The sequence below is a fragment of the Corynebacterium sp. UMB10321 genome, from assembly GCF_030228725.1.
GTDB classification, from domain to species: domain Bacteria; phylum Actinomycetota; class Actinomycetes; order Mycobacteriales; family Mycobacteriaceae; genus Corynebacterium; species Corynebacterium pseudogenitalium.
The window spans coordinates 326,626-339,692 of record NZ_JASOZC010000001.1 but is presented as its reverse complement, the minus strand read 5'-3'; the positions used below and the strand labels follow the sequence as shown (position 1 = coordinate 339,692).

The following is a 13,067-nucleotide window of genomic DNA, read 5'->3' as shown; positions in this document are numbered from 1 at the left end:
TATCGCTTTGCGCTCTCAGAGCGAACGCCGATCACGAGTTGTGTTGGCTCGTGCCTCCCACTCCTGCTCTGGTGGGTACACAACGTGGTCGAAGGTCAGCCCCTTCGCGGGGGCTAACGGTACGTCGGCGCGCCGCTCAGTGGCGTCGAGCAGTCCAGTGGCCCACGCCAGGTCGCGCTTGCCCTGCCCGACCGTGAGGCACGTCGCGGTCAGTGCGCGCACCATGTTCCAACAGTACGCGTCGGCACTGATGTGTGCCTCGTAGAGCTGCGGCTCCGCCTCCGTGGAAGCGTCTACCCAGCGGAAGCTGTGCACGTCGCGGATCGTCGTCGCGTGCGGTCGCGGCTTGCAGAACGCCGCGAAGTCGTGCAGCCCGAGCAGCACGTCGGCGGTCTGTTGCATTAGCTGCACGTCGACCGGGCGAGCCCACAGCGCAGTGTCACGCGTCCGTGTCGGCAGCGCCCCCGCTGGGTTGGTAGTGACGCGGTAGATGTAGTGACGCGCCATCGCCGAGAAGCGAGCGTCGAACTCAGGGGCAACCTCCCGGACTTGTTGAACTCGGATGTCGTCCGGTAGCAGTTTGGCAAGGCGACGCACCAGGCGTGCAGGATCACCGTCAAGAGAGCGCTGCTGCAACGCGGCCGGGTCGATGTCTGCGTGCGCAACCTGGCCACGGGCGTGGACCCCCGCATCCGTACGGCCCGCGACCGTCAGGGCGACGGGGTGGCGCAGCACAAGCGCGAGCGCGTCCTCCACGGTTCCTTGGACGGTCCGCAGGTCGCCTTTCTGCCGGGCCCAGCCGTGAAAGTCGGTGCCGTCATAGGCGATGTCGAAACGCAGCCGCATCGTGTTCATTCGTTACAGGCTAGCAAACTGGTCGCGTGCTTTTGGAATGCGAAAACCCCGCGACACCGTGAAGGTGGACGCGGGGTCTCATGTGGTTGAGCTAGAAAAGCTCACTCAGCGGAGGACTAGTCCTCCTTGGAAGCCTTCGCCTCAGCTGGCTCCAGAACCAGGGAAATCTGGGTCATTGGAGCGTTGTCGCCGGAGCGAGGTGCAACCTTGATCAGGCGGGTGTAGCCGCCGTTGCGGTTTTCGAACTTCGGTGCAAGCTCGTTGAACAGGTATGCAACGATCTGCTTGTTCGGAAGCTTCGCAGCAACAGCGCGGCGTTCCTGCAGGGAACCGCCCTTCGCCTTGGTGATCAGCTTCTCAGCGTATGGGCGAAGTGCTTTCGCCTTTGCATCGGTCGTCGTGATGGCGCCGTGTTCGAACAGGGACTGCGCCAGGTTAGACAGAATGTGCTTCTGGTGGGCGGCGGACCCTCCGAGACGGGCACCCTTCTTCGGGGTAGGCATTTTCGTACTCCTCGTATGGGATTGTGAGCGCGTGCTCTTGGTTTACTCGGTTTCTTCCGCGGTGTCGTCGACGTAGTCACCAGTCTCGGCGTCGTAGCCTTCGATCTGGGTCGGGTCGAAATCTTCCGGAGCGTCCTTCAGCGTCAGGCTCATGGAGGCGAGCTTGATCTTGACCTCATTGATGGACTTCTCGCCAAAGTTGCGGATATCCATCAGGTCGGTCTCAGAGCACTCAGCCAGCTGGCCGACGGTGTTGATGCCCTCGCGCTTCAAGCAGTTGTAGGACCGGACGGAGAAGTTGAGATCCTCAATCGGCAGGTTGTAAGCCGCGATGTACTCCGTCTCCTGTGGGGACGGGCCGATCTCGATGCCTTCTGCTGCCGTGTTCAGCTCACGTGCCAGGCCGAACAGCTCCACCAGGGTGGAACCGGCCGAAGCCAACGCGTCGCGAGCAGACATGGAGTTCTTCGTCTCCACGTCAATGATCAGCTTGTCGAAGTCAGTGCGCTGCTCAACACGGGTTGCCTCAACCTTGTAGGCAACACGGGTCACTGGCGAGTAGATCTGGTCGACCGGAATGCGGCCGGCTTCCCCACCAGAGTTCGGCATCGCTGGGACGTAGCCACGGCCACGCTCCACGACAAGCTCCATCTCAAGGCGTGCCTGCTCATTGAGCGAAGCGATGTGCAGATCCGGGTTGTGGATCTGAACATCAGCTGGCGTCTCAATGTCGCCGGCGGTAACGACTCCTGGGCCTTCAACGGACAGGTACATCACGACTGGCTCGTCGGACTCCGACGACAGCACGATGTCCTTGATGTTGAGGATGATCTCGGAAACGTTTTCCTTCACACCGTTGATGGTGGTGAACTCATGGAGCACACCATCAATCTTGATCGAGGTAACCGCTGCGCCCGGAATGGACGACAGCAGCGTACGGCGCAGGGAGTTACCCAGCGTGTAACCAAAACCTGGCTCGAGTGGCTCAATGATGAACTTCGAGCGGTTGGTATCGATGTACTCCTCGGTCAGCTGCGGACGCTGTGAGATGAGCATGAACTTCTCCTTTTCCGGCTACCACTATATGAAGCCGCGAGAATATGGACTTTCGGAAAGATATCGCACCACTTGTATACGTACGTATCGACGCAGTGCGGGGTGAAGTAAGCGGGCTTACTTCGAGTAGAGCTCGACGATGAGCTGCTCCTGCAGCGGCACCTCGATCTGAGCGCGCTCCGGCAACTGGTGCACGAGAATGCGCAGGGTGTCCGGAACGACCTGGAGCCATGCCGGAACAACGGCGTCCAGCAAGTTGTCCTGGGCCTCTTCGAACCAGAGCATCTTGCGGGACTTGTCACGAACATCGATGATGTCGTACTGCGTGACCTTGTAAGAAGGAACGTCGATACGCTTGCCGTTCACGGTGAAGTGACCGTGGGAAACAAGCTGACGTGCCTGGCGGCGCGTGCGCGCCAGACCTGCACGGTATACAACGTTGTCCAGACGGGACTCAAGCAGGATCAGCAGGTTGTCGCCGGTCTTGCCTGGGAGGCGGTTGGCCTCCTCGTAGTAGCGACGGAACTGCTTCTCCATCACTCCGTAGGTGAAGCGAGCCTTCTGCTTCTCCTGGAGCTGGAGCAGGTACTCAGATTCCTTGATGCGAGCGCGGCCAGCCTGCCCCGGAGGGTACGGGCGACGCTCAAAGGACATGTCACCGCCGACGAGATCGACGCGGAGGCGACGGGACTTACGGGTAGCAGGGCCGGTATAACGAGCCATGATGTATTACCTCTTTTCCTTTCTGCCTTAAACGCGACGACGCTTCGCCGGACGGCAGCCGTTGAACGGCTGTGGGGTCACGTCAGAGATCGAGGACACCTCCAGGCCAGCAGCCTGGAGCGAACGGATTGCGGTCTCACGGCCGGAGCCTGGACCCTTGACGAAAACGTCAACCTTCTTCATACCGTGGTCCATCGCCTTGCGAGCAGCGTTCTCAGCTGCCATCTGAGCAGCGAACGGCGTGGACTTGCGGGATCCCTTGAAGCCAACGTGGCCGGAGGAAGCCCAGGAGATAACAGCACCGGTCTGATCCGTGATCGAGACGATGGTGTTGTTAAAGGTCGACTTGATGTATGCGTGGCCAGCAGCCACGTTCTTCTTTACGATGCGACGGCCACCACGGCGCGCACCGGAACGAGTCTTAGGAGGCATGGATTACTTCTTCTTTCCTGCGATGGTCTTCTTCGGGCCCTTACGAGTGCGAGCGTTCGTCTTGGTGCGCTGCCCGCGAACAGGCAGGCCACGACGGTGACGAAGGCCCTGGTAGGAGCCGATTTCAATCTTGCGGCGGATGTCTGCCTGCACCTCACGACGCAGGTCGCCCTCTACGGTGTAGGAGGACTCGATTGCGTCACGCAGTGCGGACAGCTGATCGTCGCTCAGGTTGTCCGTACGCAGGTCTGGAGAAATGCCCGTCTTCTCGAGCAGCTCCTTGGCGCGGGTTGCGCCGATGCCATAAATGTAAGTAAGTGCGATCTCCATGCGCTTATTGCGCGGAAGATCAACACCAGCTAGACGTGCCATGTGGAACGTACCTTTCGGGTTGTTACGGCGGTTTTCTCCCTATCCGCCCACGCCAACCGACTCTTTATCCGGACCGTACCGGAGGATGGGCCGTGATACACGTGGCTTTGGCCACCGTAGCCAAAGGTAAGCGACGCGCAGCAACGCCACGCGTCTGGGTAAGGAGGCTTCAAACGAAATTACTTGTAGCGGTACGTGATACGCCCACGGTCCAGGTCATATGGAGACAGCTCCACAATGACCCGGTCTTCAGGAAGGATGCGGATGTAGTGCTGGCGCATCTTGCCACTGATGTGAGCAAGGACCTCATGCCCGTTGTCGAGCTCGACACGGAACATAGCATTCTTCAAAGGTTCGACGATGCGACCCTCTACCTCAATGGCGCCTTCTTTTGCCATACACTCCACTTCCTATAGCTCACGGAACACAGCGATCCTCATTGATGCGCAGTGTTTCCGCTGGTAGCTGACGTAAAACATACTTGTACTACGTGGTGCATAAACACCAGTGGTCAACTATATCCCGTCACCAGCGCAAACACAAGCCCACCTGCGAAGCTAAGTCCGCAGGTGGGCGTCGAAAAGAATGGAGCAGCTAGAAGACGAAGACCTTGTCCCCGATAGCGAGATCCTGGAAGTAGCGCTGGGCGTCCGCGCGGTACATGCGAACGCAGCCGTGCGAGAGAATCGACGGATCCCCCTGGTGGAACGCGATACCGTTGTTGGTGAAGTACGTCGCGTACGGCATCGGCGCATTGCCGAACTCCCACGAGATCTCATCCTTCACCTTGCGGTTGACGTAGAACGTACCCTTCGGCGTATCAAGGCCAGGCCTGCCCGGACCGATCAGGTCAGCCGTGTAGTACATCTGGCCGTTATTCTGCAGCCAGGAACGGCGTCCGCCGGTGTCCACACACACCTTCGCATCCTTCGGACATGGGCCGTAATCGAACGCGGGTTGTGCAGGTGGCGCCGGGCGTGCAGCTGGTTTCGGCGCTGGCTTCGGAGTCTTCTCGGCGATCAGGCCTGGGTAGAAGCGTTCGACAGTAGCATCGATGCTTGCCTTCGCCTGGGCTGGCAGGTCCTTGTTGATTGCCGCCAATCCGTCGGCCTGCGCGCGCAGCGAGTTGCGGGTCTGCCATGCTCGCTCACGTGCGTCGGGCGTACTGGAGCCGATGCTGGAGAGCTGAGACTGCGTCTGCTCAAGCAGGGCACCCAGTCCACCATTCGAAGACATCGCTGGCATCTGCTGCGCCTCCGCCATCGCTGGCTGGGCAAGCATGGAGGCGGCGACGCCGATTCCAACACTCAAACCGGCAAGCTTGCGGCTCAGTTGGGATGGCTTCGCATGTCGAGGTTGATAACGCATGTGGGCAGTATAGCTTACTTCGCTTCGCGGACAGTGAGGATGCGCGGCCCGTCAGCCGTGGCGGCGACCGTGTGCTCCCAGTGCGATGCCGGGGCGCCGTCGATGGAAACGACAGTCCAGTCGTCACCGAGCACCTCCGTGTCGATCTCTCCGCCGAGGATCAGCATCGGCTCAATCGCCAACACCGACCCCTCCTGGATCACAGGGCCGCGTCCGGGTTTTCCCTCGTTGGCAAGGTATGGATCCTCGTGCATCGTGCGTCCGATCCCGTGGCCGCCGTACCCGTCCACAATGCCGAGCTCCACTCCGAACTTCTCCTCTGCTGCGTACGTCGCGCGTTCGAGTGCATGCGACACGTCGGTCAACCGGTTGCCCGGCACCATCGCCTTCAGCCCCTCGTGCAGCACCCATTCGGTTGCCTGGTTCAACTTTTCGACGTCCGCTTCGAGCTCACCCACACCGAACGTCCACGCGGAATCCCCTACCCAACCATGCAAGGTCGCGCCACAGTCGATGGAGACCAGGTCTCCCTCGCGGAGCACAGTCTCTTTGTTCGGAATTCCGTGCACGACTACCTCGTTGACTGACGCACAGATCGACCCCGGAAAGCCCTGATACCCCAAAAATGTGGGCGTGGCCCCGTGATCACGGATAACAGTCTCGGCGACCTTGTCTAAGTCGAGCGTCGACTTGCCGGGGGCGGCCGCCGCCCGCACCTCCTGCAGCGCCAAGCCGACGATTCGGCCTGCCTTCTCCATCGCGTCGAGCTGCTCAGGTGTCTTTGCGACAATCTTGCGCTTCCGGAACCCCATCATTCGCTTCCTTCCTAGAGTTACTGCGTAAAAGGGCCGGTAGGCACTCGTCGAGTCCCTACCGGCCCTTGCGCCTATATAGACGCTGTATGTTACTTCTTCAGCTGCGCCATCGCGCGCTCGTTGATTTCATCAACGTCACCAACGGCGTCGATGGAGATGATCTCGTCGCCGTAGTGGTCAATCAGCGGCGCGGTTTCGTAGCGGTAGACCTTGAGGCGGGTGCGGATCGTTTCCTCATTGTCGTCCGCGCGGCCACGCGCGAGCATGCGCTCGACCACCACGTCTTCGTCGACAACAAAGTTGAGCACGCCGTCCAGCTTCAGGCCCTGCTTGCTCAGCAGCTCCTTCAGGATCTCTGCTTGCTCAACGGTGCGCGGGAAACCGTCGAGCAGGAAGCCGTTCGCAGCATCTTCCTGGCTGAGTCGGTCTTCCACCATGCGTGCGGTGACATCGGTCGGCACAAGCTTGCCAGCATCGATGTAGCTTTTCGCTTCGACACCAAGCGGGGTGCCCTGGCCGATGTTCGCACGGAACAGGTCACCGGTGGAGATGTGCGGAACGCCGAGCTTCTCGGAGAGAATGGCTGCCTGAGTGCCTTTGCCAGCGCCGGGAGGGCCAAGTAGTACAAGTCGCATTATCGCAACAGTCCTTCGTAGTTGGATTGGAGAAGTTGGGATTCAATTTGCTTGACCGTAGTCAATGCTACGGACACCATAATCAGGATAGCCGTACCGCCGAACGCACTCATGCCACCGCGGCCAGCGCCGCCAATGCCGGCGTCGAGCGCCAGGTTCGGCAGGATCGCGATGAGTGCAAGGTAGAGCGCGCCAACGAACAAGAGACGGTTCATCACAAACGCGAGGTACTCGGCGGTTGGGCGACCCGGACGAATGCCTGGGATGAAGCCACCGTACTTCTTCATGTTCTCTGCCTGGTCGACCGGGTCGTACTGGATAGAGACGTAGAAGTAGGAGAAGAAGATGATCATGGCGAAGTACGCCAGGATGTACTGCCAGGAGCCTGGGTTCTGCAGCCACGCCATGACGTTGTTCATCCACCAGTTGTCCGGCGGGGTCGTGTTGTTCATGGTCACGATCTGCGTGATCAAGACAGGAACGTACATCAGCGAGGAGGCGAAAATCACAGGAATAACGCCAGCCTGGTTGACCTTGAGCGGCAGGTACGTAGAAGAACCGCCGTACTGACGGCGCCCAACCATGCGCTTGGCGTACTGCACCGGGATACGACGCTGGCCCTGCTCGATGAAGATGATGCCGACGACCAACGCAATGATCGCCGCAACGACCATGGCGAAGGTAACCGCGCCGGAGTTCTTCAGGATGTAGGCACCCTCGGACGGAAGCTTCGTCGCAATACCAGCGAAGATCAGCAGGGACATACCATTGCCAACGCCCTTTTCAGTGATGATCTCGCCGAGCCACATAATCAGGACCGCACCCGACGTCATGACGATGATCATCATGATGAGCGTCCAGATGTTGCGGTCCTCAATAAGCACCGGAATCCCCTGGCCGAGGAGCTGCTCACGGTCGGCCAGCGCCACAATACCTGCGGACTGCAGCAGCGCCAGCGCAACCGTGAGATAACGCGTGTACTGCGTCATCTTGGTTTGGCCCGACTGCCCTTCCTTCTTCAACTCCTCGAACTTCGGAATCACCACGGTCAGCAGCTGCACGATAATCGACGCCGTAATGTACGGCATGATGCCAATCGCGAAGATGGACAACTGCAGCAACGCACCACCAGAGAACAGCCCGATGATGGAGAACATCGTGGCGTTGTCACCCTGAGCGACTTCCTCCAGACGGGAGTTAATCAACGCGTAGTCGACACCAGGCGTCGGAATCTGGGCACCAATGCGGTACAGAATCATCAACGCAAGGGTAATCAGAATCTTCTTCCGAAGATCCGGGTCCTTGAACGCTTGCAATATAGCGGACACAAAGCCTCCTGGCTCCTGCAGCACTCACGCAGGAGATAGTGGACAGTACGGTTGCCAAAAGTGCACGTCACAACCACCGTAGCGGGCTGACGGGACACTCCAGACAGGATTGACCCCACTACTCTACCAGTTAGCAGGCCAAACCCCCGATTCGGCCAGCACCCCCGCGAGGGTTTCCAACTTTCGATTGAAAATCACTACACTCAAAAATAGGTAATTGGTATTACATTTATTCACGACTTTTCTGTAGAAAATCCTCGCATTCGAAGGGACAGCGATGAGCACAGCACCTACACCAACGCCGACTCCCGTGAGTCGGCGTAAATTTCTCCAATGGTCAGGCCTCGTAGGAGGCGCGGCCGTAGCGACGACGGCCGTCTCTGGCACGCTCCTGCGCGGCACCCCAGGTGTCGGCGCCGCAGAGGCCGCAGTAGGCACGAGCACCGACCCGAAGTTCGTCTGGTCCGCCTGCACCGTCAACTGCGGCTCCCGCTGCCCACTGCGCCTCCAAGTTGTGGACGGGCGCGTCACCCGCGTCCTTCCGGACGATGGCGGCGACAACTCCATCGGCTCGCAGCAGATCCGCGCCTGCGTGCGCGGCCGCTCAATCCGCCACCGCATCTACAACCCGGACCGGCTAAAGACGCCGCTGAAGCGCAAGCCCGGCACGAAGCGCGGCGACGGCGAGTGGATCGAAATCTCCTGGGAGCAGGCGCTCGACGAAATCGCCGACCAGATGAAGGGCATCCTGGACAAATACGGCAACGAGTCGATCTACCTCGCGTACGGCACGGGGACCATCGGCGGCACCGTCGCGCGCTCCTGGCCGCCTGTCGAGACTCCTTTCGCACGGTTTATGAACCTCATCGGCGGCTACCTGAACCACTACGCCGACTACTCCACCGCGCAGATCACGGCAGCCTACCCGTACCACTACGGTTCCTGGGTCACGTCGAACTCCTTCGACGACGTGAAGAACTCCAAGCTGCAGGTCATGTTCGGCAACAACCCGCTTGAGACCCGCATGTCCGGTGGTGGCGAGACGTTCGTCACCCAGCAGACGAAACGCAAGTACGGCGTGAAGACCATCGTGATCGACCCGCGCTACTCCGAGACCGCAGTCGGCCTTGGCGACGAATGGGTTCCGATCCGCCCGGGCACCGACGCAGCGCTCGTGGCAGGTATCGCGCACGTACTGCTCTCCGAGAACCTGCACGACCAAGCGTTCCTGGACAAGTATTGTGTCGGCTTTGACGAGGACCACATGCCGAAGGGCGCGCCGAAGAACGGCTCGTACCGCTCCTACATTGAGGGCAAGGGGCCGGACGGCGTCGAAAAGACTCCTGAGTGGGCCGCCCGCGTCTGCGGTGTACCCGCGCAGAAGATCCGCCAGCTTGCCCGCGAGATGGGCACCGCAAAGCCAACCGCAATTACCCAGGGCTGGGGTCCGCAGCGCCACGCGAACGGCGAGAACCAGTCGCGCGCGGTGTTTACGCTGGCAGCGCTGCTCGGGCAGATCGGTATCCCTGGTGGAGGCACCGGCGCTCGCGAGGGCTCGGCAAGCTTGCCGATGACGTACCCGTTCAACACGCAGTACGAGAACCCGGTGGAGACCTCGATCTCGGTTGCAATGTGGCCACAGGCCGTCGACCACGGCCCAGAGATGACCAAGACGAAGGACGGCGTACGCGGCAAGGACAAACTCGACGTCCCGATCAAGATGATCTGGCAATACGCCGGCAACACCAACACGAACCAGCACGGCGACCTCAATCGCACGGTCGAGCTGCTTCGCGACGACTCCAAGGCCGAACTCATCGTCGTCAGCGACATCCAGATGACGGTGTCCGCGCGCTACGCGGACTACGTTCTGCCGGACTGCTCCACCGCTGAGCAAACCGACATCATCCAGCAGGGCTCGGCGGGCAACCTGGAGTACACCATCCTGGCCTCCAGCGCGATCAAGCCACTGTACGACTGTCGGCCGATTTACGACGTCGTCGCCGATCTCGCTGAACGCTTCGGTGTGCGCGACAAATTCACCGAAGGCCGCACCCAGGAAGAGTGGCTGCGCTACACCCTCGACGAATCCCGCAAGGAGATCCCGGAGCTTCCGTCCTTTGAGGAGCTCAAGAAGATGGGTGTGTGGCGTCGAGAAGGCGAAACCACGGTCGCACTGAAAGACTTCCGTGAGGACCCAGTGGCCAACCCCCTGGAGACCCCGAGTGGCAAGATCGAGATCTTCTCCTCCGAGCTCTACGAAATGTCGAAGGAGTGGGAGTTTGACCCGAACATCGCAGGCGACAAGCTGACACCGCTGCCGGAGCAGGTCGCAACTTGGGAAGGCGCCGAGGAAGCCGCAGAGAACAAGGAGTACCCGCTGCAGGTCATCGGCCACCACACCAAGGGCCGCACCCACTCCTCCTACGGCAACGTCGATTGGCTGCGCGACGACGCCCACCCGCAGGTCCTCTGGATCAACCCCATCGACGCCAAGGAACGCGGCATCAAGAACGACGACCCCGTCTACGCCTACAACAAGCGTGGCCGGATCCGCTCCATCGCCCGCGTCACCCCGCGAATCGCACCGGGTGTCATCTCGGTGCCGCAGGGTTCCTGGTTCAACCCGAAGGACGGCGGCGTGGACGTAGGGGCATCCGTCAATACGCTGACCAGCTGGCATCCCTCCCCTCTTGCCAAGGGCAACGCGCAGCACACGGCGCTGTGCCAGGTTGAAAAAGCGAAATAACAACACCAAGGAGTGAAACAACAACATGGCTAACAACAACGACAAGCCGAGCAAGCGCCTTGGTTTCTTCTTCGACCAGACCTTGTGCAACGGCTGCAAAGCCTGCCAGATCGCCTGCAAGGACAAGCACAACACACCGATCGGCGTGAACTGGCGTCGCGTGGTCGAGTACTCGGGCGGCGACTGGAACCGCAACGCCGACGGCGAGCTGACCACCAACACGTTCACCTACTACACATCGGTGTCCTGCAACCACTGTGACAACCCGATCTGTACCAAGGTTTGCCCGACCACCGCGATGCACATCGGCGAGGACGGCGTCGTCTCCGTCGACCCGCACAAGTGCGTGGGCTGCCGCTACTGCGAGTGGGCGTGCCCCTACTCCGCGCCACAGTTCAACCCTGAAAAGGGCGTCATGACGAAGTGCGACCTGTGCGCCGACTACCGCGCCGAGGGCAAAGACCCCGCGTGCGTGGCCGCGTGCCCGTCGCGCGCGCTCGACTGGGGGCCTATCGACGAGCTGCGCAAGGACCACGGCGACGTCGCCGGCATCGCGCCGCTGCCGGACCCAACGTTTACCGAACCACGCCTGACCATCAAGCCGCACAAGGACGCGAAACGCTGGGACGCGTTGGACGCCGGCGAGATCATGAACCCGGAAGAGGTCTAACTCATGAATATGCACGAATGGCCCCTCACGTTTTTCACTACGTTCGGGCAGATGGCGGTCGGCGCGTTCTTCGTCCTCGGCGTCATCACAATGGTGGGACGCACCCGCTACTCCGCGAACGCGATTAACCGGATTTGTGTGCCGGCGCTCTACGCAATCGGCCCAATCATGATCGCAGGCTTCTGCCTCGCGTTCTTCCACCTCGGCAACCCGATCAACGCGCTGAACGTGATGCGCCACATCAGTTCCTCCGGACTCACCCAGGAGCTCGTGGGCGGCTGCATCTTCGCGGCGCTCGGCTTCCTGTTCGCGGCCTGTCAGTTCTTCGACTGGGGCTCCGTGGGCACCCGCACAACCATCGCGGTCATCACCGCGATTGCCGGCATCGGGTTCATCGCCACCATGGCGCGCCTCTACATGCTGCCCACGATCCCATCGTGGAACCACTGGACTACCCCGGCGGCGTTCTATCTCTCCGCCGCGGTCACCGGTCTGCTCGCGATTGCGGTCGCGCTCACGGCGTACAACTGGCTCGAGGACTCAGAGCTCATCAAAAAGCTGATTCCGTCCGCGCGCAACGAAGACCAGACAGACGCCCAGAAGGAAGAGGTCTGGGACCTCATCCACGCGTCCCTGCGCTGGATCGGCATCGCGCTGACCGTCGTCGTGCCGCTCATTTTCATCGTGATGGTGTTCAACTACGGCCGCCCCGCGGGCCCGAACCCGGCGCAGTTTGAATTCAACATGACCGCGTTCGTCATCCGCATTGGTCTGCTGCTGGTCGGCGCGTTCATCGTGGGCCTCATCCTGGCGTTCGGCGGCCGCACCCGCCGCCCCACCTCGAGCGCGATGCTGTGGATCACCGTCGCGTACATCCTGGTGGTCATCGCGGAGCTGCTCGGCCGCTTCATGTTCTACGGCGCAGTTGACCGGATCGGAATCTGATGCACACAGAGTTACTTGAACGCTGCCACATCGCAGCAGACATCGTGGGGCAGCTCTTCCTCGACGAGCCGCAAGGCCCGCTTCTCGACGCCCTCTCCGACCCCTCCTTCCTGCAATCATGGCCGCTCGAGGACGACGCCTCGCAGCAAGCCATCAACGCCCTGCTGGAAGCGGAGCGCGACACCGCCGAAGCGTTGCAGCGAGACCACCTCTACCTGTTCATTGGCGTAAGCTCCCCGCTTGCCCAGCCGTATGAGTCCCCGTACTTTTCCAAGGACGGACTCGTCATGGATGAGGACGCCGTGGCCGTCGCCGCCGTTTACCACCAGGTCGGCTTTGACCCCGGCGCCGATAACCTCCCGCCGGACCACATCGGGCTGGAGTTCCGCTGTATCAGCCACATGTGCGCCCTGGCGCTCAACGCGTCCTCCGAGGCCGATCAAGCCGCAGCGCTGGCGGTTCTTCGCTCCTTCACCGCCGAGCACCCCGCCCGCTTCGCTGAGCAGGTGCTTGGGGGCGTCGAAAAGCATGCGAACACCGCGATCTACCGGGCGCTGCCTGGGCTTACGCGGGGCGTGCTGGCCGCCGTCGAAACCCTCTAATACGAAAGCTCCCC

General features: G+C 61.1%; 14 protein-coding genes and 1 pseudogene. 4 read left to right on the top strand and 11 right to left on the bottom strand.

The genetic code is table 11. The features are described 5' to 3' along the window. Window positions 1-15: 15 nt before the first annotated feature. The 11 genes and pseudogenes from truA to secY all read right to left on the bottom strand — a co-directional run bounded on the left by truA (window position 16) and on the right by secY (window position 8,087). Entirely contained in the window at window positions 16-855 is an 840-nt protein-coding gene (truA, locus tag QP752_RS01655; RefSeq protein WP_284804101.1) for a tRNA pseudouridine(38-40) synthase TruA, read from the bottom strand. 119 nt (window positions 856-974) lie between these two features. Further along, window positions 975-1,358, bottom strand: a pseudogene (gene rplQ / locus QP752_RS01650) (50S ribosomal protein L17); the annotation flags it as partial. Window positions 1,359-1,400: 42 nt separating this feature from the next. Then, window positions 1,401-2,414, bottom strand: coding sequence for a DNA-directed RNA polymerase subunit alpha (locus QP752_RS01645; protein ID WP_070363062.1), 1,014 nt, complete (start codon window positions 2,412-2,414; stop codon window positions 1,401-1,403). A gap of 117 nt (window positions 2,415-2,531) precedes the next feature. Next, window positions 2,532-3,137, bottom strand: coding sequence for a 30S ribosomal protein S4 (gene rpsD, locus QP752_RS01640; RefSeq protein ID WP_070363063.1), 606 nt, complete (start codon window positions 3,135-3,137; stop codon window positions 2,532-2,534). A gap of 27 nt (window positions 3,138-3,164) precedes the next feature. After that, window positions 3,165-3,569, bottom strand: coding sequence for a 30S ribosomal protein S11 (gene rpsK, locus QP752_RS01635; RefSeq protein ID WP_070363064.1), 405 nt, complete (start codon window positions 3,567-3,569; stop codon window positions 3,165-3,167). Between the two features lie 3 nt (window positions 3,570-3,572). After that, window positions 3,573-3,941, bottom strand: a complete 369-nt coding sequence (rpsM, locus tag QP752_RS01630) for a 30S ribosomal protein S13 (protein WP_070477572.1) — start codon at window positions 3,939-3,941, stop codon at window positions 3,573-3,575. A 179-nt stretch (window positions 3,942-4,120) separates the two neighbouring features. After that, window positions 4,121-4,339, bottom strand: a complete 219-nt coding sequence (gene infA, locus QP752_RS01625; protein ID WP_018017508.1) for a translation initiation factor IF-1 — start codon at window positions 4,337-4,339, stop codon at window positions 4,121-4,123. A 196-nt stretch (window positions 4,340-4,535) separates the two neighbouring features. Beyond that, complete coding sequence (locus QP752_RS01620) at window positions 4,536-5,309, bottom strand: L,D-transpeptidase (RefSeq protein WP_070477570.1); 774 nt, start codon at window positions 5,307-5,309, stop codon at window positions 4,536-4,538. A gap of 14 nt (window positions 5,310-5,323) precedes the next feature. Beyond that, window positions 5,324-6,121 carry a type I methionyl aminopeptidase gene (map, locus tag QP752_RS01615; protein ID WP_070477786.1) on the bottom strand — a complete coding sequence of 266 codons (798 nt, stop codon included), beginning with the start codon at window positions 6,119-6,121 and terminating at the stop codon, window positions 5,324-5,326. Window positions 6,122-6,213: 92 nt separating this feature from the next. Then, window positions 6,214-6,759, bottom strand: a complete 546-nt coding sequence (locus tag QP752_RS01610; protein ID WP_284804100.1) for an adenylate kinase — start codon at window positions 6,757-6,759, stop codon at window positions 6,214-6,216. Beyond that, window positions 6,759-8,087: a preprotein translocase subunit SecY gene (gene secY, locus QP752_RS01605; protein ID WP_070477568.1), complete on the bottom strand. Its 1,329-nt coding sequence runs from the start codon at window positions 8,085-8,087 to the stop codon at window positions 6,759-6,761. Before secY ends, QP752_RS01610 begins: the two co-directional genes overlap by 1 nt. Before the next feature lie 277 nt (window positions 8,088-8,364). Here secY and QP752_RS01600 point away from each other — a divergent pair, with 277 nt between their 5' ends. The 4 genes from QP752_RS01600 to QP752_RS01585 are packed head-to-tail and all read left to right on the top strand — an operon-like array spanning window position 8,365 to window position 13,053. Next, a complete protein-coding gene (locus QP752_RS01600) occupies window positions 8,365-10,836 on the top strand; it encodes a DMSO/selenate family reductase complex A subunit (protein WP_284804099.1) in 2,472 nt (823 codons plus the stop codon). Window positions 10,837-10,861: 25 nt separating this feature from the next. Then, window positions 10,862-11,506, top strand: a complete 645-nt coding sequence (locus QP752_RS01595) for a DMSO/selenate family reductase complex B subunit (RefSeq protein WP_284804098.1) — start codon at window positions 10,862-10,864, stop codon at window positions 11,504-11,506. Between the two features lie 3 nt (window positions 11,507-11,509). Beyond that, window positions 11,510-12,451 (top strand): DmsC/YnfH family molybdoenzyme membrane anchor subunit, encoded by a 942-nt coding sequence (locus QP752_RS01590; RefSeq protein ID WP_070363071.1) that lies wholly within the window; start codon window positions 11,510-11,512, stop codon window positions 12,449-12,451. Continuing rightward, a complete protein-coding gene (locus tag QP752_RS01585; protein ID WP_070975805.1) occupies window positions 12,451-13,053 on the top strand; it encodes a molecular chaperone in 603 nt (200 codons plus the stop codon). Before QP752_RS01590 ends, QP752_RS01585 begins: the two co-directional genes overlap by 1 nt. The last annotated feature ends 14 nt before the right edge of the window (window positions 13,054-13,067 follow it).